The 26316-nt window shown below is 71.3% G+C and carries 21 protein-coding genes; 8 read left to right on the top strand and 13 right to left on the bottom strand.

Annotation, left to right across the window (positions count from 1 at the left end; translation table 11 throughout):
* Nucleotides 1–39 precede the first annotated feature (39 nt).
* The 7 genes from GC722_RS00350 to GC722_RS00320 all read right to left on the bottom strand — a co-directional run bounded on the left by GC722_RS00350 (nt 40) and on the right by GC722_RS00320 (nt 12359).
* Nucleotides 40–855, bottom strand: coding sequence for an SIR2 family NAD-dependent protein deacylase (locus GC722_RS00350; RefSeq protein ID WP_156606972.1), 816 nt, complete (start codon nt 853–855; stop codon nt 40–42).
* A gap of 313 nt (nt 856–1168) precedes the next feature.
* Entirely contained in the window at nt 1169–1624 is a 456-nt protein-coding gene (locus GC722_RS00345) for a hypothetical protein (RefSeq protein WP_156606971.1), read from the bottom strand.
* A 50-nt stretch (nt 1625–1674) separates the two neighbouring features.
* Nucleotides 1675–2772 (bottom strand): PD-(D/E)XK nuclease family protein, encoded by a 1098-nt coding sequence (locus GC722_RS00340; protein ID WP_156606970.1) that lies wholly within the window; start codon nt 2770–2772, stop codon nt 1675–1677.
* A 23-nt stretch (nt 2773–2795) separates the two neighbouring features.
* Complete coding sequence (locus tag GC722_RS00335; RefSeq protein ID WP_156606969.1) at nt 2796–6041, bottom strand: UvrD-helicase domain-containing protein; 3246 nt, start codon at nt 6039–6041, stop codon at nt 2796–2798.
* Nucleotides 6038–8179, bottom strand: coding sequence for a PD-(D/E)XK nuclease family protein (locus GC722_RS19060; protein WP_331714233.1), 2142 nt, complete (start codon nt 8177–8179; stop codon nt 6038–6040). Before GC722_RS19060 ends, GC722_RS00335 begins: the two co-directional genes overlap by 4 nt.
* Nucleotides 8180–9108: 929 nt before the next feature.
* Nucleotides 9109–10782 carry an NERD domain-containing protein gene (locus GC722_RS00325; protein WP_197429630.1) on the bottom strand — a complete coding sequence of 558 codons (1674 nt, stop codon included), beginning with the start codon at nt 10780–10782 and terminating at the stop codon, nt 9109–9111.
* A 140-nt stretch (nt 10783–10922) separates the two neighbouring features.
* Nucleotides 10923–12359 carry an ADP-ribosylglycohydrolase family protein gene (locus tag GC722_RS00320; RefSeq protein WP_231747258.1) on the bottom strand — a complete coding sequence of 479 codons (1437 nt, stop codon included), beginning with the start codon at nt 12357–12359 and terminating at the stop codon, nt 10923–10925.
* Nucleotides 12360–12603: 244 nt separating this feature from the next.
* Here GC722_RS00320 and GC722_RS17955 point away from each other — a divergent pair, with 244 nt between their 5' ends.
* Together GC722_RS17955 and GC722_RS00310 are read left to right on the top strand one after the other, a co-directional pair.
* A complete protein-coding gene (locus tag GC722_RS17955; RefSeq protein ID WP_331714232.1) occupies nt 12604–13290 on the top strand; it encodes an NUDIX hydrolase in 687 nt (228 codons plus the stop codon).
* A 60-nt stretch (nt 13291–13350) separates the two neighbouring features.
* Complete coding sequence (locus GC722_RS00310) at nt 13351–14796, top strand: hypothetical protein (protein WP_156606966.1); 1446 nt, start codon at nt 13351–13353, stop codon at nt 14794–14796.
* Between the two features lie 127 nt (nt 14797–14923).
* Here the strand turns inward: GC722_RS00310 and GC722_RS00305 are convergent, their stop codons facing one another.
* Nucleotides 14924–15505 (bottom strand): nuclease-related domain-containing protein, encoded by a 582-nt coding sequence (locus tag GC722_RS00305; protein WP_197429629.1) that lies wholly within the window; start codon nt 15503–15505, stop codon nt 14924–14926.
* A gap of 432 nt (nt 15506–15937) precedes the next feature.
* On the opposite strand from GC722_RS00305, the gene GC722_RS00300 reads away from it, so the two are divergent.
* From GC722_RS00300 to GC722_RS00285, 4 genes are all read left to right on the top strand, one after another.
* Entirely contained in the window at nt 15938–16330 is a 393-nt protein-coding gene (locus tag GC722_RS00300; protein ID WP_156606965.1) for a hypothetical protein, read from the top strand.
* On the top strand, nt 16327–16980 hold the full coding sequence (locus GC722_RS00295) for a vWA domain-containing protein (RefSeq protein WP_156606964.1): 654 nt from the start codon (nt 16327–16329) through the stop codon (nt 16978–16980). Before GC722_RS00300 ends, GC722_RS00295 begins: the two co-directional genes overlap by 4 nt.
* A 205-nt stretch (nt 16981–17185) precedes the next feature.
* On the top strand, nt 17186–18604 hold the full coding sequence (locus GC722_RS00290) for a GntP family permease (RefSeq protein WP_156606963.1): 1419 nt from the start codon (nt 17186–17188) through the stop codon (nt 18602–18604).
* A 118-nt stretch (nt 18605–18722) separates the two neighbouring features.
* Nucleotides 18723–19367 (top strand): C39 family peptidase, encoded by a 645-nt coding sequence (locus tag GC722_RS00285; protein ID WP_156606962.1) that lies wholly within the window; start codon nt 18723–18725, stop codon nt 19365–19367.
* Nucleotides 19368–19490: 123 nt separating this feature from the next.
* Here GC722_RS00285 and GC722_RS00280 read toward each other — a convergent pair whose 3' ends face one another.
* From GC722_RS00280 to GC722_RS00270, 3 genes are all read right to left on the bottom strand, one after another.
* Nucleotides 19491–19928 (bottom strand): very short patch repair endonuclease, encoded by a 438-nt coding sequence (locus tag GC722_RS00280; protein WP_331714231.1) that lies wholly within the window; start codon nt 19926–19928, stop codon nt 19491–19493.
* A gap of 103 nt (nt 19929–20031) precedes the next feature.
* The gene (locus GC722_RS00275; RefSeq protein WP_156606961.1) at nt 20032–20799 is read right to left on the bottom strand and encodes an isocitrate lyase/PEP mutase family protein; all 768 of its coding nucleotides are present in this window, start codon (nt 20797–20799) and stop codon (nt 20032–20034) included.
* 48 nt (nt 20800–20847) lie between these two features.
* A complete protein-coding gene (locus GC722_RS00270; RefSeq protein ID WP_197429628.1) occupies nt 20848–21351 on the bottom strand; it encodes a DUF3806 domain-containing protein in 504 nt (167 codons plus the stop codon).
* A gap of 115 nt (nt 21352–21466) precedes the next feature.
* Between GC722_RS00270 and GC722_RS00265 the strand changes: the two genes are divergently transcribed.
* Nucleotides 21467–22528, top strand: a complete 1062-nt coding sequence (locus tag GC722_RS00265) for a glycoside hydrolase family 43 protein (protein WP_156606959.1) — start codon at nt 21467–21469, stop codon at nt 22526–22528.
* A gap of 6 nt (nt 22529–22534) precedes the next feature.
* On the opposite strand, the gene GC722_RS00260 is transcribed toward GC722_RS00265, so the two are convergent.
* Nucleotides 22535–23200 carry a GntR family transcriptional regulator gene (locus GC722_RS00260; protein ID WP_331714230.1) on the bottom strand — a complete coding sequence of 222 codons (666 nt, stop codon included), beginning with the start codon at nt 23198–23200 and terminating at the stop codon, nt 22535–22537.
* Between the two features lie 96 nt (nt 23201–23296).
* A complete protein-coding gene (locus tag GC722_RS00255; RefSeq protein WP_156606958.1) occupies nt 23297–24100 on the bottom strand; it encodes a hydroxypyruvate isomerase family protein in 804 nt (267 codons plus the stop codon).
* A gap of 72 nt (nt 24101–24172) precedes the next feature.
* Here GC722_RS00255 and GC722_RS00250 point away from each other — a divergent pair, with 72 nt between their 5' ends.
* Nucleotides 24173–26296: a family 10 glycosylhydrolase gene (locus tag GC722_RS00250; protein ID WP_331714229.1), complete on the top strand. Its 2124-nt coding sequence runs from the start codon at nt 24173–24175 to the stop codon at nt 26294–26296.
* Nucleotides 26297–26316 lie beyond the last annotated feature (20 nt).

Raw genomic sequence — 26316 nt, 5'->3', positions numbered from 1 at the left:
TTGGTGATGAGGACGTCAGGCAGCGGCGTCTTCCGACGCCTACGCGGCCCCGTAGGCCTGCAGGGCGGCGCGGACCTCCGCCCACTCCCCGGTCGAAGGCATGCGTGCCACCAGGCTGCGGAGATCCTCGGCCAGCGCCGACGTCTCCTCATCGAGCAGGTCGGCGAAACGGACGTCGAGCAACCAGGTGAGGTTGTCCGAGGCGTACATGGCTACGCAGTCGAGAAACACCTCGAGGTTGAGGGCGCGCTCGAACACGCTTGCCCCAGGAAGCGCGCACCACCGGAACATCCCCTCGTACAGCCGGCGACGCAGCGTTGACCCGCTGACGTCGAGCACGGTCCCGAGCGGCGCGTCCTGCCCGCCCTTCTTTTTGCTGCGCTTGCGGTACTGCACGACCTCGTGGACGAGACGCAGCACGTTGTCGTCGGTCATCGACGTCCCCACTACCAGCAGGTGCGTGGTCAGCAGCACGGCTTGCAGAACCGCCCCCGCCGGTCGGGAGGCGCCGTCGTAGCCGGCGAAGTCAGCCCGGGTCAGCACAATCGAAGCCGGCTCATCCACCGATCCGTGCATCTTGAGCAGCCAACGTTGGTCCGGACCCGGGTAGGACGTTGGCAGGACGGCCACCACCTTGTCGTCGGACTCACCAGACCTTGCAACCGCCCGACACGCCAACTCGTACAGCGTGTCGTAGTTGGTGGTGATCGCCTGCTTGCACTGAAGAGCCGAGAGCAGCAGATGGGCCGGTGCCGGGACATCGTGCTTCCTGATGATCGACGCCACGCGGCTTGGAAGGCCCTTTTCCGTCTGCTGCAGGAGCTGAGCGACGTCGAGGTGGCCGAGTTCCTTCACGTCGTCCTGTGCGAGGGCGGGCCCCCCAGCTGCTTCAGCAGATCACCCCACGAGGGCAACCCAGCCGGCATGCTCGCGCCTGCGCCGATGAGCAGCGACAGTGACTGGGCCCGTGCCTTCTCTGCGAGGTCCTTCGCGACGGCCAGAGCATCTGACTGGCCCCTGGGACTTCCATCCACCTCAACGGTGATGGCCGGGAAGTAGGTGCCAGGATCGCGACGCCGCGCGTGCTGCAGGGCGCCGTGCACCGAGCGGTTAGGCGTCACGACAGCGACGTCTACCGGATGCTTACGGACGAACTCCGCACAGGTGGTCAGAGCTGCTGCACCACGGCGCCGGTCTGTCCGTCCATGCCGCCGGCACCGACCCCGACGACGGGGACGAGGACGAGCGGTCGGATTCTCCCCGGGCTCTTCGACTCCCCGCCCGTCAGAGCGCCAGCAACCCGTTGCAGCAGGGCACGCAACCGGGACTGTGCCGTGTCGTCGTCATCGTGCTCGTTCGTGACGTCCAGGAACCAGTACTCCTCACCCACGGGCGCCGACGAGTAACCGGTGGCTTCCCAGTCGGCCGGCTTCCAATCCCGGTGCATGTCGGCGGGCGATCGACCTGTCACGTGCTCCCACTGAGGCTCGACGGTTAACAAGCGATCGGTGGGGATGACAGCGGCGTCCGCGACGACATTGCCGATCTTGCCGAGCAGGACGAACAGGTGCCCCGGTCCCGCCAGGGCCTCGGCCGCCGTCGCAATGGACCGGTCTTGACTCATGTCCTGCTCCTCTGTCGGTGGGTGTGATGGATCTGCGTTCAACCGGTCCCTCAGGAGCGGTGGGCTCGGCCGGACGCAGCCATCTGCACCGCCATCGCCGTGGTCTCGTTGAGGTCCTCAGCAACGTCTCGGAGTGTGACGTCTCCGAGGAGGTAGCGCGCTCCGAAGAGGCACTCACCCGTGAGCTGAGTCTGGCGATCGCCGTAGCCGATGCCGAGGAACGGAGGAGCTCCTTTGTCGAGGATGCCCTGGCGGCCGGCTCGGTCGTGTGCCGACTTGAGGTTGGGCGGGTTGGTGACCCACGGCTTGTCGACCTTCGACATGTGTTCCTGCCACAGCCGCAGGAGCCAGTCCCAGTCGAAGCCTGCCGACGTGGTGACTCCTCCCTGGAGGAGGCAGATGCGCACCGACGGTCCCTTCGGCGCGACCCGCTCGCCGTCCGTTGCAGCGCGGGGCCACAACCGCACCGGGAGGTCCTCCTGGACCTCGACGATCACCTCGTAGCCCTCACGCCCGGTGGGGATGCGTAGCGTCGTGACCCAGCTCCTTCCCCCGGAGGCAGGGTGCAGCCTCTTCTCCCCCACAGCTGGTTCGCCAACGGCTCCGAAGACCCAGGCCTGCCGCGCCCTGAGAGCGAGGGCGAAGTCCTCACCTGCACCGAGGCTGCACCACCGCAGGTCGGCTGACACCGCGGGGAGTGCCGTCGACAGGTGGTTGAGAGCGGCTCGGGCAAACGTCGACACCCAGACGTCCGCGCTCTCGGCGTAGGCAGCCAGCACCTTCTCCCAGAACAGCTGAAGCCACGGCGAGTCTGCCGGGAGGTGCAGCGGCAACCGCCCGAGGGTCAGGAGCACCGTGCGCGCCCCGTCCCAACCCTCCTTGGTGATCGTCTCCTCGTACCGCTCGAGCTGTTGCTTCCCCAGACCGGACAGGATCTTGACCTCGATCACCGCGAGCACGGTGCCGTCTGCGGTGCCCACGACGAGGTCGGGACGATTGGGGCCCGACGTCACCTCGCGCCGGACGACGAGCGGACCACCCTCCGTCAGTCCGAGGACTGCCCTCGTGATGACTGGGTCGCTTTCCATCAGGCTGGCGAGAACGTTGGACCAGTCGTTCTCGTTGTTCAAGCTGAGCAGGTGCCTCACCTGCGGCAGCGCGGTCGGCGCGTTCAGCGTCCCGCCTCCTCGACATCGACGGCCACCGCGGTCTGCGGGTGCAGGAACAGCAACACGGTCCTGACGGCCGTGCCGGTCGCCGCCTCGAGACACGAGCGATACGCCCTCATCTGCGGGGCGTAGTACGTCACCCGGGAGTCGATGCCTCCCGGGGGCACGGCATCGGTCTTGTAGTCGACGACGACCAGCGTCCCGTCGTCCTCACGGAAGATGAGGTCGACGTAGCCCTCGAGGACACGACCGTCGTCCTGCACGGTGCCCACGTAGCTCTCCTGCCAGTGCTCTCGGGCGGCGGCTCGCTGAACCAGCTCGCTCCCCAGCGCCGAGCGGACGAGGTCCCGCACTAGGTCGGCCTGCCCGAGGACGCCCTCGGCCAGCACCTGCGCCTCGACCGCCGCCTCGAGTCCGGCACCGGTGGCCAGGTCGACGCTCTGCAGCACCCCGTGGACCGCACGCCCGACCGCCGAGCCATAGCGACCCTTGGACCAGGGCGGCAGCTCGAGGTCCCGCGGCCCCTTGGCCATCCCGTCGGGTGCCTCGGTGGCGCCGAGCTCGACCTCCGGTTCGGTGCCCTCCAGGCCGGACGCACTGACCGTGTGGACGGTGGCGCTCTCGTCCCGCGCAGCCTGCACTCCGGCCAGCCACTCGTCCCAGTCCGGTGGTGGCTCAACACGAGGCGGCGAGGCTGGACCGTCCTCGGGCTGCGCAGCGCCGGAGAAGTGGTGGGCCCCGAAGCCGGCGGCTCCTGCGTCGGCCAGCAGGCTGGCGGCCGTAGTCTGGCCGGGCCTGCGGTGCAGAGAGACGACCAGGTGGTCCCGGGCACGAGTCGCTGCGACGTAGAGCAGCCGTCGCTTCTCCAGGCCGTCCATCTGCTCGTCCACGGGCGCGGCCTCGGCGAAGTCGTCGGTCTGCACCTGGGACCCGAACCTCACCTGGTAGCCGCCGTCACGCCAGAGCAGCCGGACACCGCGAGGCGTCATCGACTGCGAGCTCAACCCGGACACCACGACGATCGGAAACTCCAGCCCCTTGGCGGCGTGGATCGTCATGGCGTGCACGGCGTCGCTGTCGGTCTCGGGCAGCACGGCCTCGGCGACCCGCGTCGCCTCCTGCGCCTGGAAGGCCGCCCACGCCAGGTAGGCACGGAGCCCGCCCGAAGACACCTCCTGCCAGGCGCGCGCCTGGTCGACCACGAACCGCACACGTCGCCAGACGTCACGGCCACGTGGCCGCGCGGCAGCGACCTCCATCATCCGTCGGTCGGCCACCAGCGCGGCCAGCACCTCGCTGGGTTGCAGCCACCGCGCCCGCCGCGCCAGGCCACGCAGGTAGGACAGCGCCGATCCGACCGGGCCGTCGGCAAGGGGGTGCTCGTCCTGCAGCCGCGACCAGATCCGGATGCGGCCGCCAGCGTGACGCCAGTGCCACAGGTCGTCGTCCCCGCACCCGAAGAGGGGTGACCGCAGGGCCATTACGAGAGACAGCTCGTCGGTGCTGTCCGCCACCGCCCGTGCGGCGGCGAAGAGCTCACGAATCTCTTCGCTCTGGTAGACCAGCGAGCTCGCCTCCGCCCGGAAGGGGATCCCGGCCCCGTCAAGCGCGTCCTCAAGAAATGGCAGCGACGTCCGCGCCGGCACGAGCACGGCGATGTCGCGGTGCTCGGCGGCGCGCCAGCCGCCCTCGGCTCCGAGCCTGGCGTCCCACACCTGCCAGCCGTCACGGAGCGCCCGCTGGACCGCGGCAGCCACGTCGGCGGCCTCGCGGCGACGGATCTCGTCTGCGTTCGGCTTGTCCTCGTGCGCCTCCACCCCTAGAACGGTCACCGCAGGTCCTTCAACCGCGTCCCAGCGGTGCGGAGCCAGTGGCTCGTAGGAGGGTTGACCCTCGCCTCCTTCGATCAGCGAGACGAACACGCCGTTCACCCACTGCAGCACCGGCGCGACGGTGCGAAAGTTCGTGTACAGCGTCAGCCGCCTCCCGAGGCGGCGCTCCGCCTGCAGGTAGGTGGCGATGTCTGCTCGTCGGAAGCGGTAGATCGACTGCTTCGCGTCGCCCACGAAGAAGAGCCGTCCCTCGGGCACAGCGACGTCCTGCCAGTTGTCCTGCTCCGCGGCGGCCCCGGCGGCGATGCGGACGGCGAGCTCGATCTGAATCGGGTCGGTGTCCTGGAACTCGTCGAGCAGCAGCCGTTGGTACTGCTGGTGCATCGCGTCCCGGACCGCGGGCTGCTGCCGCAGCAGCTCGCGGGTCAGCACGAGAAGATCGTGGAACTCCAACCGCCCCTCACGACGCCGCTCCTCCGCCGCGGCGAGCACCTGCTGGCCGGCCCACCGTACGAGGATCCGCAGGCACCGGTCGACCACGACGGCCACGACCTCGCCAGCCAGGTCTCGCACGCCCGCCCCACGGGCTCGTACCTCAGCCACGTCGACGCCCCACGACTTCTTCTTCCCCTGCGTGAAGGAGATCTGGGAGATCCGGCGCAGCCCGCCCAGGCGGACGCGGACGTCATCGGTGGCGGCGAGGAGCGCGAGCTCCTCACGCAGGGTCTCGAGGTGGGCTAGCAGCCGGTCCTCGTCGTCGGTGCAGTGCCCGGACAGCGCCACCACCGCGTGGGCGTCCGCCAGGAGGCCGTCCAGCTCCGGCACCTCGAGCACCGTAGGTGGCTGGTCGATGATGCGCTCCTGGATCAGGTCCCAGTCGTTGCCCAGCGCCCGCACCAGGGACCGGATGTGGTCGAGCTTCACCCCCAGCGCGAGCGCGAGGAGGAGCGGCTCGGCCACCTCGTCGTCGTCCAGGAGCACCCGCTGCAGGGTCGACCAGCGGTCGGCGAAGGCGACGCTGGAGCCCACCTCGTCCAGCACCTCGATGACCGGCGGCAGACCGGCCTCGATCGGGTAGCTGGCGAGGATGCGCTGGGCGAAGGAGTGCAGGGTGCCGATCGCGGCCGTGTCGAGGTCGTCCAGCGCCTGCTGCGCGCGGGCGTGGGTCGGCTCGCCGGCGTCCTGGCCGATCGGCTCGAAGCGCCCACGGAGCCGGTCCCGGAGTTCGGCGCCAGCCTTCTCGGTGAAGGTCACCGCAGCGACCTCGGCCAACCGGACGCCGTCCTCGAGGACCAGCGTCGTGACTCTGTCGACGAGGGCTTGCGTCTTACCCGATCCGGCGCCGGCGTTGACGAAGAGGGTCTGGTCGGTGGCCGTGCGGATGGTGTCGCGAGCCAGGTTGTCAGCGGGCGTCATGACGCGTCTCCTGTGGTCGCGGGCTCCAGCAGCCCGACCAGCTCCGCCAGGGCCGGGTCGGTCCGCTTACGTTGCCATCGGTCGCGGTGCGGGCCGTACCCCACCCCGTCTGGGTTGCAGTAGCGGCAGGCGATCCATCCGTAGTCGTCGTCGACCGGCGGGCGGACCGGGAACAGCCCGTTCGCGATCGAGCGCACGAGGATGTCGAGGACCCGGGCGTACTCGGACTCGACCTCCGGCGTGAGCGAGATCCGTCGCCGACCGTGGTTGCGCATCACGAACCAGTAGCTGGCCTCGACCGGTGTGGCGCGGTCGGCCAGCTGCTCGCGGGCGGCGTAGCCGTAGACCGGCAGCTGCAGCCTGGTCCCGCCGGCGAGGGGGTTGTCCTGGGTAATCGCCTTGTACTTGCGGTCGCTGCCGGTCTTGATGTCGGTGACGTACAGCCGCCCGTCAGCAGCCTGGTCCACCTTGTCGGCGCTCCCTCGCATCCGCAGACGACCCTCCGGGAGGGCCACCTCGACCGGCTCAGGGCCACCGTGTCCCATGCCGAAGGCCAGCTCGCTCCTGACCACTCGGGCACCGGTGGTGGCGCGCTCCTCCTCATCCTCGGCCAGCAGCTCGGCCATGGCCTGCCGGATGGCGGTCTGGTCCCGTTCCCACAGCCGCGGGTGTCCGGTGAGGCCACGCGCCTGCATCCGCTGGGCCCGTTCTGTGGTGATGGCGTCCAGCCGCTGCCGCTGCTCGAGGCTCCACGGTTCACCGAACCCTGGGAGTCGGCCCTCGAACTCGTGGATGAGCTGGTCGAGGCTCTCGTGCACCAGGGTGCCGAGGTCGAGCGGGGAGATCTGCACGACGTCCTCGGGCACCTCCACCGGGCGGACACCCAGCAGTCGTTCGACGAAGAAGGCGTGCGGGCAGTCAGCCAGCTGCTCGAGCCGCGTCGGGGAGACCGGGGTGTCGTCGTGGGCGTAGTCGGGTAGCCCTGCGGCTCCCGCGAGGTGCCCGTCGAACCGGGTGAACGCCGTTCCGGCGCGGGCATCAGCCAGCTCCGTCGCTGACGCGACCACCACGTCATGCAGGCCACCGGCTGCGGATGCCCGGATCCGCCACTCCTGTTCGGTAGCCAGCTGCGCAGCACCCATCAGCTGTCCGGCGAACGACCCGGAGGAGGTGAGGGCGCTGTCGTACTCGCCGGCCTCCCACCCTGTGGCCGAGAGCATCGGCTCTCCGCTGAGGTGGCGGAGCGTGGGGAGCAGCCAACGCAACGGGAGGCGACGGGTGGAGCGGCGAAGGTCACCACGAGGGAAGCTGACGACCGCCTCCGGGGCGCTCGCCAAGGCGATCAGCAGATGGCGGTGCCGCTCGTCCATCCGGTCCCGGATACCGCGGAGCATGTCTGGTGCCGCCGCGCGCGCGGCCGCGGGCAGCAGGGCGTCCTCACGCTGCCGGCCGGGGTACAGGTCCTCGCTGAGCCCGACCAGGAAGACGTGGTCGAGGTCGAGACCGACCGCCGCCGACAACGGCGCGACGAGCACGCCCTCGCCGAAACGGCCGACCCGAGGCAGTGCGCGTCCCAGCTCCAGCGTGAGCAGGTCACGCAACGCAGCCAGCGAGACGTCACCGGCGACCCGGTCGAGCTCGCCCAGTCCACGCAGCGTGGAGGTGATCGCAGCTGCGGCGTACTGCTCCTCGACCGGCAGCTGCTGCAGCTCCGCCTGCTCACCCACGAGAGTGGTGAAGAGGTTCAGGCACCACGCGCTCAGCTCCGCCCACGACGTCAAGGAGTCGGCGTGTGCGAACCCGGTCCGCAGCCCGACGGCGAACTCGCGCAAGGCCTCGGCTTGATCGGCGTTGCGTCGTGCGCCCTCTCCCGAGCCGGGACCTTCTTCTTGGTCCAGCTGGTCGGCCTCGGTCCGACGGTCGGCGGCGTAGAGCTCCAGCCGTTGCTGCCAGTCGTCCCCTCGCACCACGCCGGCGCTGCGGGAGATCCGCTCCCAACCGGTGAGCGGGATGGATCTGCCGGCGAGGTCGCGTGTGGGCGCATGCGCAACCGCGTCGAACAAGGCACCGCGGGCGACGTCGTCAGCCGGGAGCGCGAGGACCTCCAACAGGATCCGAGCCACCGCGCGCTCCTGCACCGGTCGACTGCCTGGGCCGTTGACCGACACACCCGCCGCGGCCAGGTGCTCGTGCAGCAGCCGCGCGTAGGGGGCGCGGGCGGAGTACAGCACCGCCACCCGGTCCGCTCGCGTCGACTGCAGCGTGGTGACCACCTCCCGCACCACACACCGAACTTCGTCGTCGGAGTCGGAGCTGGTCATCACCCGGTCAGCCGTGGCCTGCTCCACGTCCTCCCCTCCTGGCGCCGCGCCCAGCTGCTCCAGCGCCCGATGCAGAGCGGCGTCCGGCCGCGGGACGCCGGTCAGGGCCGCGACGACGTGAAGCCGGCCGGCGTCGGCCACGGCGCGGAGCAACCGCAGCTCACCGGGCTCCGGCGTCTGGGGCAGGTACAGCACCACCTGAGTGCGGAGGTCGGAGCCGAGGACCACGTCGGTCGCCGTCTCCAAGAGCGTCTCGGTGTCGTACCAGTCGTCTGCGAGCCGGGACTCCATCGCCGCCTGCACGTCGACCACCTCACCGGTGACCCTCGACGTCACCGCCACGGCCTGCCTGGCAGCGACGGGCAGGGGCCGCAGCTCGTCGTAGGCCTCAGCTACGGCACCGAGGGTGGCGGGGTGGTCGGCCACCGTGGCCAGCGAACTGGCCAAGTTCGACCGCAGCACCGCGCGTGCGGTGGCGGCTAGAACCGACCTGGTGGTCGGGCGGCGGCCACGCATCCGTGGCCCTGCCAGCTGCTCGGCCCAGCGGGGCACCGTGCTGACGGCGACGGCGGCCACACCCGGACTTCCGGCCACACCCTGAGCGAGGAAGCGGCGCGCGACGAGACCGGCGATGTTGCTGGGTGCCAGGACGACCACGGGCACCATTGCGTCACCCGCCTTGAGCTCACCGACGACGTGCGCCAGCCGCTCCAGAGCCGGGCGACCGTAGGACGTGTACTCGACCCTCACGCGGCTCCTCCGCCTGTCGTCATCGTCTCGGCCGAGCGCAGCCGGTGCCGCACACCGTCACCACCGACTGTCTCCACCAGCTCCCGAGGGCCAACCACCACCAGCAGCGAGCGGGCCCGGGAGAGACCGGTGTAAAGCATCTCGCGCGCTCGCTCGGGCTGCTTGAAGCCGTTGACCACCAGCACGACGACCGGACGCTCGAGCCCCTTGAACCCGAGCACGTGGCCGTAGAAGACGTCCTCGCCGGAGAAGAAGTTGTCCCAGTACGCGGCATGCCCGACGGCTTCGATGTCGTGTACCTGCGCGGGGTGGCGCCGCTGGGTGGTCAGCAGCGCCACGTGACCGGGCTCCCACCCCTCGTCCAGCAGCGACTCGACCACCTCGTCTGCCACCTCGATCGCCTCGTCCACCGACGCCTCGACCAGCCTCACCGGTGGGCCGTTCAGTCCCCGCGGGTCCGTCGTGCTCCCCGCGAGGGACCCGAAGAGCTGGGCGATCTGCCGAGTCGACCGCAGGTTGCCGGAGAGGGTGAAGGGAGCCAGCTCGATCGGCACCTGTCCGTTCCGCGGGAAGACCCGCTGGGCGTCGTCCATGAAGGCGAACAGGCCACCGCGCTCGGGGTCACGCAGGCACTTCAGCAAGGACGGCCACCACAGCTCCCCGAAGTCCTGCGCTTCGTCGACGACGACCGAGTCGAACAGCTCCTCCTGCGGCCTCGTCTCGGCGAGCTCTCCGAGCCGCAACGGCAGCCGTCGCTCCCAGTAGTCGGGGTCGTCGTCGGCCCCCGGTTCCGCTCCCCACCGCTTCGGCAGGTCGTGGAACAGGCCGACATAGGCGGGCGGACGCCGCCAGCCGGCGGTCATGCGCTCCAGGTAGCGACCGAGGCCGCGCGAGTAGCAGAGCAGGGCGACCCGCTCCCCTGCGTCGACCCGTCGTCTCGCCTGCTGCAGCGCTAGGTAGGTCTTGCCCGTGCCCGCGCCTCCGACGATGCGCATCCGTTGCTGGTGGGCGAGCACGTCGAGCATCCGCGCCTGCTCGGCGGTCAGGCGGTCGGCGTGGTCGGTGTGCTCGGCGGCCAGCGCCACCTGCTCGACGTGACTCGGGAAAGCGTGGTCGACGATGTCGATGAGGTCGTCGCGACCTTGTTCGTCGATGGGCGAGCGGCCACCCCCCGCTTCCCACAGAGCCCGCTCCACCTGCTCAGCGGCGGTGCCGCCCTCGAGCTCGCTCCGTGTGAGCAGCATGCTGGGGTGCAGGTCGAGGCTGCCTCGCCACTCCCCTTGCAGGTAGGTGTGAGGGAACGCCACCATGGTGACGATCCGGCTCGCGGCCATCGCGACGTCGCGGGTCTTGAGCAGGTCGATGAGCAGGTGCCGGGTTCGGTTGGCCTGCCGGACCGGGTTGATCACCCGGCCCGAGGTGTTGCCCTGCAGCCACTCGCCGTCACGGCGGCGGATGCGGCCACCCTTCACCTCGAGCACGGCGATGCCCCTCCCCGGCCAGGCCACCAGCAGGTCGATCTCCGCCTCGGTGCCGCGCGAGAAGAGCTCGACCCCGGCGAAGAGGGCAGCTTCGTCAGGCAACGTCTCGACGAGGGCGCGCCAGACCGCCTCCTCACCGCCGCTGTCGGCGTCGAACAGCGGTGTCCGAGGGATCAGCCGGGGCGCCACGCAATATGTCTACCGGACGGCACTGACAACTGGCCAGGGTCGAGCAGCCGTCCTGGACAGCTCGACGACCACCGCACCTGCTGGTGCGGGCGCCGACACATACGGTGCTCGCTACATGGCGCACTCCAGCATCCTGGCTCTCAGAGCGACACCGACGCCGCACGCTCCCACAGCCGTCCCGAGCTCCTCGTCGACGGCAGCGCCTGGGCGACCGCGGCCTGCGCCTCCTGCGCCGATCGTCCGAGCCGTCGCGCGTAGGCCACCGCGACGGCCGGCGTGCGCTGCTCGGCGGCCACGCAGTGCACCAGGACGGTCCGCCCCTCCGCGCGCAGATCGGCGACCACGGACGCGGTGTCGGCGAGCACGAAGTCGAGATGGGGGTTGTCGGCAGGGTCGTCGGAGTCGAGCAGCCAGACCTCGACGTGGTCCTCCTCCCGGACTCCCGCCGCAGGCACCTGGTGGAAACCGAGCCGACACAGCGACACCACCGCGTCACCGGCCTGACCCAGGTCCCCCACCGTCCCGAGCAGCACGCCGGCGTCATCTGGGTGCGGTACTGCCGTCCAGCCTGGCTCGGCGTAGGGCATCCGCGCCACGCCCGGCCACCCAGCGGAGTCAGGTCGACCTCCCACCCCGGTCAGCACCGACAACGTCACCAGGTCGCGGACCCGCACGCCCGGCCAGCCGTGGACCTTCCGCCGCCACCGGGCCGGCACGGCCGAGACACCCCAGTACGCGCCCAGCAGACCGCCGGCGATGGCGGCGACGGTGTCGGTGTCGTGCCCGATCCTGATGGCCGTCTCCAGGACGTGCTGCAGGTGGAGGCATCCGAAGCTGCCGGCCGCCGGCTCCTCGGCCGGGACGGGAGTGTGCACGATGCTCGACCAGGCCGCCTGCAGCGCGGTCACCGTCCACCCGTTGCGGAGGAATCGCGAGGGCTGCTCCTGCGTGGCCTCGTCCAGGAGAGCCCGCCAGCGGTCGCGCTGCCCCACCGGCAGCAGGTCCAGGCCGGAGTGGACGTCCAGCTCGCGGTCCACGACCGCCCGGCGGACCGCCTCCGACCACAGCACGCAGGAGGCCACGGCATCGGGGTCCGGGTGCGTCAGCGCGGCCACCGCCGCCGCCGCGTCGGCAGTGAGCCGGCGGTCGTCCAACCGCGTGAGCCCGACCACGGCGGTGCGCATCAACGCACCGTTGCCGGCCCCGCCCCGCGGGTGCACAGCGAGGTCGCGTCGCGCTGCCTCGGTCATCCGACGCCCGACCGGGCCTTCGGTCCGAAGAGCCGCCCCCAGCACCCGGGCGGTCTGGTTGCCGATGTCCGTGGCACCCAGCCGTTGCCACTCCAGGAACGCGGTCGCCACCTCGTCCAACGCGGCGTCGCTGGTCAGGTCGGCGCCGGTGGCAGCCACCTGGGCGATGCACACCGCCATCTGGGTGTCGTCGCTGAACTCACCGGGGGCGTAGGCACCCAACCCTCCCCCGAGCATGGTCGGGTGCTCGCCCAGGGCCCGGCTCCCGAACTCGTACGGCACCCCCAGCGCGTCGCCGCACGCCTGCCCGACCAGCACCCCTGCCATCCGATCTCGATCCATACCGACACCCCGTTTCTATTGTCAGGATAACAATATAGCGCTGCGGTGCAGCAGCCGCTCCGAGCAACACGGGCGTGTGCTGGCGAGGCGACCTTCCGCGGACGTCACCCACCTCGACCCATCAGATTGCGGCCGACGCCGACGACGCCCTCTTGCTGCGCGTGTTCGCAGCGCCCCGGTCTCGGGCGTGCCTCCGGCACTGCGGTCGAGGAGACATAGCCTTGCCGACGTGGCGCTCCAGTCGGACTTCTTCCCCTTCTACGTCACCGTCGACGTGGTGGTCCTGACCCTCCGCGAGGACGTGCTGCACGTGCTGCTGGTGGAGCGGGGAAGCAAGCCCTACCTGGGCGAGCTGGCACTGCCGGGCGGTTTCGTCCAGCCAACCGAGGACCTCGAGCCGGCGGCGTTGCGGGAGCTCCGAGAGGAGACCGGGATCTCGCTGCGGCCGCGCTACCTGGAGCAGCTCTCCAGCTACGGGGCCCCCGACCGCGACCCGCGCCACCGGACTATCAGCATCGCCTACCTGGCCGTGCTCCCTCGGCTGCCGGAGCCGACGGCGGGTACGGATGCACGGGCGGCCGGGTGGTACTCCCTCGAGGAGGTCGCGGATCGGGCGCTGGCTTTCGACCACCGCGACATCTTGGAGGACGGCCTCGAGCGGGCCCGCGCGAAGCTCGAGTACACCTCGCTCGCCACCGCCTTCTGCGATCCGGAGTTCACCGTGGCCCAGCTACGTCGCGTGTACGAGGCGGTGTGGGGACGTCCGCTCGACCCAGGCAACTTCCATCGCAAGGTTTTGGCGTCCCCCGGCTTCGTCGAACCGACCGGCAGGGTCCGATCGGGCGGGCGAGGTCGACCGTCGCAGCTCTACCGCGCAGGAGAGGCCGCGGTTCTGCATCCACCTGTGCTCAGGTAGCCCATCGACATCCAGCGAAGACCGCACCGAATGGCCCGGTGCTGGGCTTGGATGACGCCCATGGACCTCACCCCCACGATTGCCCCGGTATCCGCGTCGATCGCGTGGATCCTGCCGGTTCCGCAGGCGGTCACGGCTGCGGCGATCCATCACGAGAAGTGGGGCGAGCTCGACCAAACCAAGGGCTGGGATCTGGCGGAGATCGACACCAGGTGGTGGCACGGACGCCAGCCGACGGCTGCGGTCCGGGACCGGGCGTCCTGGTTCGTCCGCAGTCGTCTGGCGACCGCGGTCACCGCCGACGCCCACAGCCTCATCTCCTTGCGCCCGGGGGGCCTGCCCAGCCTGGCGGCCGCTGGCGTCTGTGTGGCCGCGATAGAGCTGCGGCGTCACACCGACGGCGTGGACCTGGACGCTGTCTGCCTGCACCTCAACCTCGACGGCGACGCCCAGCAGCGTCCGGACCTCGTGGCCCAGCTGCTGCGTCGCCCGGGGCGTGCGTGGCACCTCGCGGGACCCGATGTGGACAGGAACGCCTTCCTGCACGACGTCGAGCAGCTGCTCGGCGACCACGGCCTGGTTGCCAAGCTGACCCAGGGCGGCTACCTGTACTGCGGCAAGGGCAGTCGCAGCGAGGTCCGACCGCAGATCCTGACCCACCTGATCCTCAACGGTGAGGTTCCGCCACCTCCGCTGCTGCAGGACTACCAGAACTGGGACGTGCATCAGCAGTGGGCCTACGCCCTGGCCAGTGGAGCGAACGCCGAGCTCTACTTCCGGCTGCCGCCGGATCGGCGGGAGGCAGCGGAGGCCTCGACCACGTGGCTGGGTCACACCATGATCCGCTCGGAGCAGGACGGAGCGGCCTTCATCTCCACTCGTGAGGTCGACCGCCCGAGCGTGGAGAACGTCGACACCCAGCTGCTGGTCCACGGCCGCTTCCTCGACCTCACCGTCTTGGCCATGCGCCAGCAGTTCTTCCTCGAGCGTCACGCCAACGAGCTGGTCGAGACCGCTCGAACCTTCGGCGGAGCGGACGAGCACGACGACCTCGGCGAGGTCATAGGGCACGAGGAGCGCCTGCTCCGCTTCCGCAATCGCCTTTGGTTCACCGGGGTCCCGTCCCGACCGGAAGGGACCGCGGTCCTGCGTCTGCTGCAGAGCCAGTACGGGTCTCCTGAGCTGCTCGACGACATCGCCGGGGAGCAGGCGGATATGGTGCGGATCCTCGAGCTCCGCGACAGCCGTCGGCGGCGTATCGCCGGGGAGCGGGCGGAGGAGTCACGGCGCCAGCAGACCGAGCTGACCCAGCGCCAGCAGGACGAGCAGCAACGGACGAGGCAGGTGGTCGAGACCGGCGTGGCGCTGCTCACGCCACCGGCGGTCCTCTCCGGACTCGCCGCGCTGCTGGTGGATCCCAGCTGGCGGTTGTTCCTGGGGACGTTTCTGGTGTCGCTCACCGTCGTGGTCCTGGCTCTGCTCTTCCTCCGCTCGCGCCGTAGCTAGCACCGTGCGAGCTCCGGACCGAACCGGCCGGGCTTCGGGGCGAGCGCGACCCCGGGCTGCCCGACAACGGTGCTACGCGACCCGGACGAGCCGATTCTCAGGAGCGGCCGGTCCTCGAGGTCCGGCGTCAGGACGCCGATAGCAGCTCGCGGTTCAACTGGTCCGCAGCTGCGACCACCACCTCGGGACTCAGCAGCGTCGGCCCCCTCAGGCGTCTCCGCAACGACCGCGGGGCCAGCAGCTGCACCCGGCCGACACAGCGCCGCACAGCGCCGATCGACCAGTTCCCGTTGACGAACAGCAGCACCGGCTGCACCCTGACGGGCACCGTCGTCGCGTCGAGCAGTCGCTGCACCGCCTGCGCCTGACGATCCACCGCCTCCGCCAGCTTGGTGGATCGACGTCCGCCCACCCACAGAGACGGGGAACCCGTCCACCGACCGCGTACCTCGATGCGACCGCGGTAGTTCTTGGCGTCGACCACGAAGACTCCGCTGCGACACACCACCACGTGGTCGAGGTTGGCCCGGGAGCCGGGAAACCTGCGGTCGTGCAGCACGCGCGCGCCGGGCTCCGCGGCGACCAGCTGGTCGAGCAGCTGACCGACGAACCGCTCCCCCTTCGCCCCTCGTGCCCATGCCCGCACGTGCTGCGGCTCGCCGACCAGAGCCAGCACGACGGGCGCGAGGTAGCCGAACCGGTCACGCACCCGCTGGCGGTAGCGAGCTCGCCTGCGTCGGTACTCCTCCTGGGCGGAGCCGCCTGCCGCGGCCTGGACAGCACTCGAACACCCTGTCCGGCCGGCCTCCGCCACCATCTCCGGTGGCGCACTGGCCCCTGACGCCTCCGGGGCGATCGATGGCGCCGGCAGAGAGGGCTCGGCTGGAGCCTGGACGTCCGGCCTGACCGGCTCCGAGCACGGCAGGCACCAGATCAGTCGAGAACTGGAGTCCCGCATCGCACGGGCGCCCGGAGGCAGGCCTGTCGTACACGAGACACAGACGCCGGGGTAACGCAGCACAAGCTGCTTCGTGGTCACGCGCCCAAGGGTGCCCGACGTCAGGTCCGGTGGGCGTGTTGCAGAGGCAGGGCCCTGACGACCTTCTCTTGCGCATGTGCAGCAATTGCATACACTTGCCGTATGCACGAGGACATCACTCTCATGGACGCCGCCGTGGCGGCCCTGGAGTCCGCCGCCCGGGATCTTGCGACTGACGACCATGCCGTCGCGCTGGCGGCTCTCTCCTCGGCTCAGCACAAGATCGACGCCTTGATCGACGAGATCGCCGCCCACGGCGTCCTCGCCGGGCAGTCTGTCCGCTCGTTGGCCGAGGCCGCCGGCGTCGCCCCGAACACGTTGTCTCCGCGACTGGCCCGCACGACAGTTCTCGGGGGCTACGCCGAGCACGGGCGGGTCGGAGCAGAGGGCATCGCCCGGGCCCGCTACGACTTCCGTACCGGGCAGTACCAGCCGTCTGAACCCGCCGCCCCGCTCACCTTCCGCGCTCGACGTTCACGAAAGGACCGCTCATGACCGATCCGACCTTCACCCACCTGGCGATGCTGCTCGACCGCTCGGGCTCGATGCAGGCCATCAAGACCGCCACGGAACGGGGCTTCGACGCCTTTGTCGCCGAGCAGCGTGCGCAGCCAGGCCTCTGCACCATGACGCTGGCCCAGTTCGACTACGAGTACCAGGAGGTGTTTCGCGACCTCGACATCGCCGACGTGCCCCCGCTGGAGCTGGCTCCCCGTGGCAGCACCGCTCTGCTCGACGCCATCGCGAGGCTGGTGCACACGACGGGCGAGCGCTTGGCCGCGCTGCCTGAGCACGCACGGCCCGGCAACGTGGTGGTGGGCATCATGACCGACGGCCACGAGAACTCCAGTCGCGAGTACACCCACCCGGCGATCAAGGCGTTGATCAGCCAGCAGGAGGAGGTCTACGACTGGACGTTCCTGTACATGGGCGCCAACCAGGACGCGATCGAGGTGGGCGAAGAGCTCGGCGTCGACCCCCGGCGCTCGATGACCTACACCGCCGCCGGCACCGGCGCTGCCTTGGGAGCCACGGCGGCGATGGTGTCGCGGATGCGAGAGGCCCGCGCCGGCGGTCTGCCTGCCCGGCAGGTGCGGGAGGACACCGGCTACACGCAGTCCGATCGCGACCAGGCGGGCCGCTGACGGCCGACGCCGGTGGGGGAGCCTGCAGCAGCTCGAGCCAACGGGTGCGTGGAGGGACGCCCTGCTGTCCACGGACCGCGAGGCAACGGTGGTGACGCACGATGCGGGGCTTCCGTCCCTCGACCGCCGGCAGCGTTCTGGCCCCCTCCCGGGCGGAGGTGGTGGACTCGCTAGATTCACCACCTCAGCGCCGAGAGGAGCTCGCATGGCCGCCATGCACACGCTGATCGCGATCATCGCCGTCGTCGTGCTGATCATCCGGTTCAAGGTCGACCCGGTGATCGCGCTGGTGCTGGCCTGCCTGTACCTCGGCCTGGCCGCCGGCGTGGGGGTGGAGGGCACGGTCACCGCCATCACCGAGGGCTTCGGCTCGATCATGGTCGAGGTCGGTCTGCTGATCGGGTTCGGCGTGCTGATCGGGTCGCTGCTGCACTCGATGGGCGCGTTCAGCAAGCTGGTCAACGGGCTGCTGCGCGTGGTGGGCGCCCGGCGCCTGCCCTACGCGATGGCCGCCGCGCTCTCCACGATCTTCCCCTCGATCTACGTCGACGTGCAGGTGGTGCTGGCCTCCCCCATCGCCCGTTCGGCGGCCCCGCACATCGGCCGTCGCGGCCTCGGCTACCTGGCGGGCGCGATCGGCACCGGCATCTTCTCGGGCTACGTCTTCGTGGTCCCGGGGCTGGCGGCGGTGTCCATCGCCGGCCTGATCGGGGTGCCGCTGGGCAGCTGGCTGCTGTTCGGGCTCGTCTTCGGCCCGGTCACAGCGGTTCTCACCACGCTGCTGTTCGCGCTGCTGGTGCGGATGGGGCTGTGGAAGCCCGACACGGACGAGGTCGACGAACCGACCGCCGCCGAGGTCGAGGAGGCCGAGGCCGAAGCCGCCGCAGAGGCCGGGCCGAGCGCGTCGGAGCGCCGGCTGCCGCCGCTCAAGGTCTCGCTGCTGCCGGTGGTCGTCCCGCTGCTGCTCATCGCCGCCGGCGCGTTCGCCGAGCTCTTCGGCCTCGCCGACCGGGTCGCTGGCATGATCGGTAGCGCCGGCTCCATCGCTCGCTTCGCCGTCTCCTCGCTGCAGCTGCTCAGCGACCCGAACATCGCCCTGTTCGTCGGCCTGCTCGGCGCGTTCCTGCTGGCCCGGCGTGTGCTGCGCGAGTACCGCACCTCCGAGGCGCTCAAGAAGGGCTTCCACACCACCGGCGAGATCTTGCTGATCACCGGCGTCGGCGGCTCCCTCGGGGCCGTCATCGAGGCTACCGGGCTGGATCAGATCCTCGGCGGCCTGTTCACCGCCGACGCGAATGCGCCGCTGGTCCTGCTGGTGCTGCTGGCCTGGGCCGTCGCCGCCGTGCTGCACGCGGCCATCGGTTCGGTGTCGGTCGCCGCCATCACCGCGGCCGGCATCATCGCGCCCGTCCTCGGCCAGCTGGAGATCTCGCCCATCGCCATCGGCCTCGCCATCGCGTCCGGCTCGTTGTGCGCCCTGCACGTCAACAGCAACTTCTTCTGGATGTTCAGGTCGCTGCTCGGGCTCACCACGCAGGGCGCACTCAAGTCGCTGACCCTCGTCACCACGCTGTCGTCGATCATCTCGCTGCCGATGGCGCTGGCGGTGGCCCTCCTCACCTGAGCCCGTCGAGTCAGGTCCGAGGACCCGCAGAGTTCACCGGGAGCAGCCAGGACTGCACCCGCTCCTGACCCCTCGGCGTGTTCGGCTGAGCCCACCCCCTACAGGAGAGGCTCCACCAATGAGCGACACCCCCATCCCCCTGAGCCGCCGGCGCGCGTTCGGCGTCACCGCAGCACTCGGCCTCGGCGTGGGTCTGGCGGCCCTGCCCGACCTGGCCGACACCGCCGCCGCCATGCCCCCGATCCCCGAGCCCACCATCCCCGACCGCAAGGTGCTGGCGTACCAGTACCGGCGGCAGGCCACCCAGAACTGGTGCGCCCCGGCGTCGGCCCGGATCGCCCTCACGGCCAGGGGCAAGTACCCGACGCAGGACGCCCTGCGTCGCCAGATGGGCGTCGGACCTCAGGGCAGCCACGGCCTGCAGGACCCCCAGGAGATCGCCAAGACCCTCAACGAACGGCTGGGCCTGGTGGGCAAGTCGTTCCGCTACCGGCTCTACATCCCGCCGGCCGGCACGCTGAAGGAGCGGCTGCGCCGGCGCGTCGAGGTCAGCATCTTCAACGGCTATCCCGTGGTCATCAACATGAACCAGGTCGCCGGTGACTCCTACAGCGCCGGCCACTACATCGCGATCGTCGGCTACGACCAAACCCGCTACAAGGTCGCCGACCCGGACGAGCCTGCCCGCAACGGCGTCTGGTACCACCAGGACAAGATCGTCACCTGGAACAAGCTGAACCGCTTCACCGCCTTCGGGAGCTGACGGCCTCGGACGTCGGTCGGTGCGCCACAGCCCCGGCCGACGTCCGCCCCCGGACGGCACTTGTGACCGCCTCCTCGTTAGGGGTGCGACGCTGCGGCGTCCCTGCGGGGCGCTCGAGTTGCGTCAGTGCCTACGCAGCTCGAGAGCCGCCTCGACCAGGTCCGCGGCGACATCCGGAGGCTCGTGCTCCCACACCCGGAGCGAGGTCCAGCCCTGTGCCAGCAGCAGGGCGTCGGTGTCGGCGTCGCGAGCACGGTTGGCCTGCAGCTTCTGCTGCCACCAGTCCCCGTTGGACGTCGGGCTGGTGCCGTGCTCGGGGCAGCCGTGCCAGAAGCAGCCGTCCACGAACACGGCGACCCTCTGCCGGGTGAAGGCGATGTCGATCGTGCGGCGGTTGTTGCCGGGCACCCGCAGCACGACCCGAAACCGGCGACCCCGCCGGTGCAGCTCGCGGCGCAGAGCCACCTCCGCAGCCGTGTCCCGCCGGGGAGCGCGCGACATGCGTCGGGACACCTCGGGCGAGGAGGAGCCCGGATGCGCCGGGACGTTGAAGGTCGCCACGCCGCCTCCTCCTGCAGGCCTACCTGGTCACGTCGCACCCAGGCTAGGCCTCGGTCTGACGACCCTTCCCGCAGACGGCACCCCCGGCCCGGCACGGCGCCCCTCAGTTGAGCGGACGCACGCCCTCCAGCAGCCCACCACCGGCGTGGACGGACTCGACCAGGTCCGCCAGCGCGGTCAGCGCAGCCCGCTGCGACCACGGTCCGTAGGAGACGCGGGCCACGCCCAGCTCCTGCTGCCGGCGCAGCGGCACCGACCCGGGCACGGCGATGGTGGTCAGCCGCTGCGGCCCGAAGGCCTCGACCAGGGTGCTGATCTGCTCCTCGTCGAGCTTGCCCGGCACGAACACCACCGGCGCACCGGCGTCCAGGTAGGCCCGGCCGCGGGTCACCGCCTCGCGCAGCGGGTCCTCCGCGCCCAGCAGGAAGGCGTCGGTGCGCGCGTTGAGCACGAAGTCCGGGACACCCTCCGCAGCCGCGGCCGCCATGACCGCCTCGACCTGCGCGGCCGCCTCGCTGAGCGGCTTCAGCTGGTCCTCGATGTTGGCGCCCACGGCCCCCACGCCGATGGCCTTGCGGACCGTCTCGGCCGCGGCCCCGTAGCCGCCCTCGAGGTCGGCGGTCACCGGCAGCGAGGTGCTGGCCACGATCAGCCCCACCTCGGCGATCATCTCCTCCACCGGGATGTTCTCGCCGTCCTCGTAGCCGCGGGAGGCGGCGACGGAGTGGCTGGCGGTGGCCAGGGCCCTGGTCCCCGGCACGTCGCTCACCACCCGCGCGGTGACGGCGTCCCAGACGTTGACGACGGTCAGCAGCTCGGGAGCGGTGTGCAGGGCGCGCAGTGCGGTGGCCTTCTCGGCGACATCGGTCATGGCAGCGACAACCCGCCGGGCCTCGAGCTTTGTTCCGCTGCGCCGCGTTCAGCGGCGCAGCCGGTGCACCAACCGGGCCACCCGCCGGCCCAGCCCGTCCTCCGAGGGGGAGTCCTCCGCCACGCCCCTCGGCTCGAGGGCCGCCTCGGCCACGAAGTCGACCATGCCGATCAGGTCCTGCACCGTCAGCGTCGCACCGGACTCGACCCGCTTGGCGATCATCGTCATCGGGAAGACGAGCTTGGTGTCGCTGGTGCCCAGCCACAGGCAGGGGTCGGTGCCCTGCTCGTCGTGCAGCTCCACCCACCGGGCAGCCGTCCGCAGCGCCATCGCGTCCCCGAGCACCACCCCGAGCGCCTGCAGCTTCCAGGTCTCGTCCGGGCGCAGCTGCCCCGGCTCCAGGTAGGCGGCGACCACGCCGACCTTGGTCGCCCAGTCGTGGTTCCACCGGTCGAGGAAGGCGTCGTCCTGCCGCTCGACCCCGGCCAGCACCCAGGCCCGCATCCGCTCGAGGGGCTCGCGCCACTGGTCCAGCTCGGTGAACTCCTGCATACCCGCCATCGTCGCCCACCCGTCTCCGCCGCCGGCTGTTGACACCGGCCGAACCGCGCCATAAGTTCGCGACGTCCGGCTTCTACAATGTTGTAAAGCCTTCCCGGAGGTCTTCATGCCCACGCACCCACCCGCCCCCGCCCGACGCGCCAGCCGCCTCGTGGCCGTCCTCGCCGCGCTCGCCGTGGCCCTCGGCCTCGGTCTCAGCCCCACCGCCGACCAGGCCGCCGCCGACCCCGCGGTCCCGCAACCGGTCCTCGACCCGGCCGCCGACCCCGGCATCTTCCGCGAGGGCCACAGCTACTACGCCTTCATGACCGGCGGCCGGGTCAAGATGGCCACCGCCACCCACCCGCAGGGCCCCTGGACCGCCCTGCCCGGCAACGCCCTGACCCGCTGGCCCGACTGGACCACCAAGACGCTCGCCGCTTGGGCCCCCGACGTCGACCGCACCTCCGCCGGCTACGTGCTCTGGTTCGCCGCCCCGGCCGCCGGCTTCGGCGGCCAGCGGTGCATCGGCGCCGCCGTCTCCCAGAGCCCGACCGGTCCCTACGAGCCCTCCGACACCCCGCTGATCTGCCCGGTCAACGGCGGCGAGGACCCGGTCGCCGACCGGCCGAACCAGACCTCCGGCGTGATCGACCCGGCCCCCTTCGTCGACACCGACGGCCGCCGCTACCTCACCTACAAGACCCAGAAGACGCCCGGCACGCTGCGCATGGTCGAGCTCACCGCCGACGGCCTGCACCTGGCCGAGGGCGCGGTCAGCGCCGAGCTGTTCCGCCACGACGACAGCATCGAGAACCCGGTGATGGTCAAGCGCGGCGAGCAGTACGTGCTGCTGGCCTCGGCCAACTGGTACGACCAGTGCCGCTACGCCACCGTGTGGCGCCGCTCCACCGACCTGTGGTCCTTCGCCGACAAGCCCGAGCACGTCCTGCTCGACCAGGGGAACACCGGGCTGTGCGGCCCCGGCGGCGCCGACGTCGTCACCGAGGACGGCCCCGACCGGATGTTCCTGCACGGCTGGGTGTGCCCGCCGGACGGCGAGCCCTGCCCCTACGAGGGCCTGGTCACCGACCCGCAGAAGCGCCGGGTGATGTACGCGGCGGTGCTCACCTGGGGCGAGGACGGCGCGACGCCGCAGGTGCCGACCTTCCTCCGCCCGCGAGGCTGAGCCGCCTCAGGCCTCCAGCTGGGCCAGCACCCGCTCCCGGGAGCGGGCCAGGTGGTCGGCGATCGCGGCCCGGGCACCGTCCACGTCCCCGGCCGCGATCGCCGTCATCACCGCCGCGTGCTCGGCCACCACGGTCGACGGGGTGGTGCGGCGGTGGGCGGCGAACTGGCCCATGGTCAGGTGGATCTCGCCGGAGATCATCTCGTACATCCGGGTGAGCCGCTCGCTGTCGAGCCCGCGGATCAGCGACCAGTGGAAGGCGATGTCGGCCTGCACCTGCTCGGCGAAGTCCTCCCGCGAGGCGGCCGCCTCCATCAGCGACTGCGCCCGCTCGGTCTCGCCCGGGACCCGGCGCGAGGCGGCCAGGTGCGCGGTGGCCGCCTCCTCGAACGTCGTCCGCGCGAAGAACAGGTCGTCGATCTCGGCCGCCCCCAGCTGCGGGACCACCGCCGACTTGTGCGCCACCCGCCGCAGCAGCCCCAGCGCGGTCAGCCGCTCCAGGCAGGACTTCGCCGTGGGCCGGGCCACCCCGTACTCCGAGGCCAGCCGCTGCTCGGTGACCTTCTCACCCGGGGCGATCTCGCCGTTGATGATCCGTGCCCGCAGCGACTCGAAGACCGCCTCGGTGAGCGAGGAGGGTCCGAGCTTGAACTGACTCATCGTGGTGGCCACGCGCAGACCTCCCGGCTGGCTTCGGCTGACGGTTCGGATCGGCACCAGGGCACGCCAGACGCGCTCCGGTGCAGCCCCATGATGACAGCCCCGGGACTAGGCAGGATCCAGCCACCCGAGCCCGGCGACGGTGCCGCCCGCCGGCCGGTACTCCGCGCCGACCACCCCGTCGTAGCCCGCCCGCCGCAGCGCGGCCGCGATCGCGTCCCAGTCCAGCTCGCCGCTGCCGGGCTCGTGCCGGTCACGCACGTCGGCCACCTGCACGTGACCGATCCGCCCCGCCGAGGCCTCGACGGCCGCGGGCACGTCGACCCCGTTCATGCCCAGGTGGAAGGTGTCGAGCAGCAGCGACAGCCCGGGCACACCCGCCTCGTCGACCAGCTCGAGCACCTCGGTGTGCGTGGTCAGCGGGTAACTCCCGTTCAGCCCGCGGGCCAGCGGCTCCACCAGCACGGTGCCGCCCACGGCGGCGACCGCCTCGGCGGCCCGCCGGTAGGCCCCCACCGCCGTGCGGTGCTGCAGCTCGACGTCGCCCTCGAGGTCGAGCTGGCCGTGCAGCAGGTTGAAGTGGCGGCAGCCGGTCGCCTCGGCGATCCGCAGCAGGACGGCCGTGCTCGCCGTCAGCTCCTCGACGCGCTCGGGCCGGCAGGCCACGCCCCGCTCGCCGCCGGCCATGTCGCCGGCGAAGAAGTTGAGCCCGGTCAGCCGCAGCCCGCTGGCCTCGATCGCCTGCAGCAGCTCGTCGACCTCACGCCCGGCCGGGACGGCCTCGGCGAACGGCCACCAGGTCTCGACCGCGGTGAACCCCGCCTCCGCCGCCGCCCGGAAGCGCTCGGCGTAGGGCAGCTCGGCGAAGAGCAGCGAGAGGTTGGCGCTGACCACGAACTCGTTCCACTTCATGCTCCCACCTTGGCAGAACCTTGCTGTACATGTCAGCATGTATAGCAATATTCCCCCGACGAAAGGCGCCTCGTGGCGATCACGGCACTGAAGCCCGAAAGCCCGTGGGCGGACCGCTCCCCGGACTGGTACCGCTCGGCGACCCGCTGGACGCAGCTGACCTTCACCGACGACGACCCGGCCGTGCTGGACGTCGACTTCTGGCTCGACGTGATGCGCCGCTCCCGCTCCAACGCGCTCTGCCTCAGCGCCGGCGGCTACATGGCCTTCTACCCGACAGACATCCCCTTCCACCACCGCAGCGCCCACCTCGGCGACTCCGACCCGTTCGGTGCGCTGGTCGAGGGCGCCCGCAGCCTCGGCATGCACGTGATGGCCAGGGTCGACCCGCACGCCGTCCACGCCGACGCCGCCGAGGCCCACCCCGAGTGGCTCGCCCGCGACGTCGAGGGCCGGCCGATCCCCCACGCGTCCCAGCCGGGGGTCTGGCTGACCGACCCCTGCAGCAGCTACCACCGCGACTACATGACCGACGTCGCCCGCGAGATCGTCACCCGCTACGACGTCGACGCCGTCTTCGCCAACCGCTGGGAGGGCCACGGCGGGGTGTCCTACGCCGAGGAGACCGCGCGGGCCTTCCTGGCCGACACCGGCCACCGGCTCCCCCGCGCCGACGTCCCCGACGACCCCGCCTGGCCCGTCTACGCCGCCTGGCGCAGCCGCCGGCTCAGCGAGCTGGTGGTCCGCTGGGACGACGCCGTCCGCGAGATCCGCCCGCACGTGCGGTTCATCCCCAACCGCGGCGCCATGCTCACCCGCGACCTGGTCCGCGAGATGGTCGACGACCGCTACCCGATGTTCTTCGTCGACAAGCAGGGCCGCTCCGGCACCGAGGCCGCCTGGACCCCGGGCCGGATCGGCAAGCGCACCCGCGGGCTCTTCCCCGACCGCCCGGTCTGCCTCATCACCTCCGTCGGGCCCGAGTCGCCGCTGCTGCGCTGGAAGGACTCCGTCGCCGACGGCCACGAGCTGCGCACCTGGATCGTCGACGGCTTCGCCCAGGGCGCGCAGCCGTGGTTCACCAAGTTCAAGGCCGAGTGCTTCGACACCCGCTGGATACAGCCGGTGGTGGACGCCTACCTGCTGCACGAGCGCTGCGAGCCGCTGTTCTCCCGCCTCCCCGTCACCGCCGAGGTCGCGCTGCTCGACACCAAGACCGGCTCCAGCACCAACCCCTGGGCCAGCCACGGCGCACCCAGCAGCCACGAGGACGGCTTCTACCACGCCCTGGTCGAGGCCCGGATCCCCTTCGAGTACGTCGCCGACGAGAAGCTCTCGCTGCAGCGCCTGGAGGGCATCCGGGTGCTGGTGCTGCCGCACGCGGCCGAGCTGACCGCCCAGCAGGTGGCGGTCGTCGAGGCCTTCGTGGCCGCCGGCGGCAGCCTGGTCGCCGCCTTCGACTCCGGGCTGCCGCCCACCACCGCGACCGACCGGGCGAGCCTCGCCGGCCTGCTCGGCGTCCGGGTGGTCGAGGACGTCCGCGGTCCGGTGAAGAACAACTACATCAGCCTCTGCGGAGAGCACCCGGTCAACCGCGGTTTCGAGGGCGCGCAGCGCATCGTCGGCGGCACCCGGCTGCTCGGCGTCGAGGCGGCCGACGACGCCGAGGTGGTGTTCCGCTTCGTCCCCGACTACCCCGACCTGCCGATGGAGGAGGTCTACCCCCGTCCTGGCACCGCCCGCCCGGCCGTGGTGGCCCGCACCCACCCCTCGGGTGGTCGCACCGTGCACCTGGCCTTCGACATCGGCCACATCTACTGGGACGCGCTGCAGTCCGACCACGGCCGGCTGATCGCCAACGCCGTCGGCTGGGCCCTGGGCGAGCAGGGCGCCGGCGTCCGGGTGGAGGGGGCCGGGCTGGTCGACGTGGCCGTGCGCACCGGGACCGACGAGGTGGCCGTGGCCGTGGTCAACCTGACCAACCCGATGGCCATGCGGGGGCAGAACCGCGAGACGATCCCGCTGCCGCCGCAGACCGTCTCGGTCCGCCTCCCGGACGGGGTGCGGACGGCCGAGGCGGAGCTGGTCGTGGCCGGGACGCCGGCACCGGTGGAGGTCGTCGACGGCTTCGCCCGGGTCCGGGTCGAGGGCGTCGAGCTGCTCGAGGTCGTCCACCTGCGCTGGGTGACCGCCTGACGTCGGGCTGCCGGCGGCGG

The organism is Auraticoccus cholistanensis (assembly GCF_009742705.1).
GTDB lineage: Bacteria > Actinomycetota > Actinomycetes > Propionibacteriales > Propionibacteriaceae > Auraticoccus > Auraticoccus cholistanensis.
This window is presented reverse-complemented; position numbering and strand designations above follow the sequence as displayed.

What these genes read in the sequence shown, in the direction of transcription:
- GC722_RS00345 (WP_156606971.1), bottom strand. Translation starts at nt 1,624, where the DNA reads ATGAGTCAAGACCGGTCCATTGCGACGGCGGCCGAGGCCCTGGCGGGA.
- GC722_RS00335 (WP_156606969.1), bottom strand. Translation starts at nt 6,041, where the DNA reads ATGACGCCCGCTGACAACCTGGCTCGCGACACCATCCGCACGGCCACC.
- GC722_RS00320 (WP_231747258.1), bottom strand. Translation starts at nt 12,359, where the DNA reads ATGGCAGGGGTGCTGGTCGGGCAGGCGTGCGGCGACGCGCTGGGGGTG.
- GC722_RS00310 (WP_156606966.1), top strand. Translation starts at nt 13,351, where the DNA reads ATGGACCTCACCCCCACGATTGCCCCGGTATCCGCGTCGATCGCGTGG.
- GC722_RS00300 (WP_156606965.1), top strand. Translation starts at nt 15,938, where the DNA reads ATGCACGAGGACATCACTCTCATGGACGCCGCCGTGGCGGCCCTGGAG.
- GC722_RS00295 (WP_156606964.1), top strand. Translation starts at nt 16,327, where the DNA reads ATGACCGATCCGACCTTCACCCACCTGGCGATGCTGCTCGACCGCTCG.
- GC722_RS00290 (WP_156606963.1), top strand. Translation starts at nt 17,186, where the DNA reads ATGGCCGCCATGCACACGCTGATCGCGATCATCGCCGTCGTCGTGCTG.
- GC722_RS00285 (WP_156606962.1), top strand. Translation starts at nt 18,723, where the DNA reads ATGAGCGACACCCCCATCCCCCTGAGCCGCCGGCGCGCGTTCGGCGTC.
- GC722_RS00275 (WP_156606961.1), bottom strand. Translation starts at nt 20,799, where the DNA reads ATGACCGATGTCGCCGAGAAGGCCACCGCACTGCGCGCCCTGCACACC.
- GC722_RS00270 (WP_197429628.1), bottom strand. Translation starts at nt 21,351, where the DNA reads ATGCAGGAGTTCACCGAGCTGGACCAGTGGCGCGAGCCCCTCGAGCGG.
- GC722_RS00265 (WP_156606959.1), top strand. Translation starts at nt 21,467, where the DNA reads ATGCCCACGCACCCACCCGCCCCCGCCCGACGCGCCAGCCGCCTCGTG.
- GC722_RS00255 (WP_156606958.1), bottom strand. Translation starts at nt 24,100, where the DNA reads ATGAAGTGGAACGAGTTCGTGGTCAGCGCCAACCTCTCGCTGCTCTTC.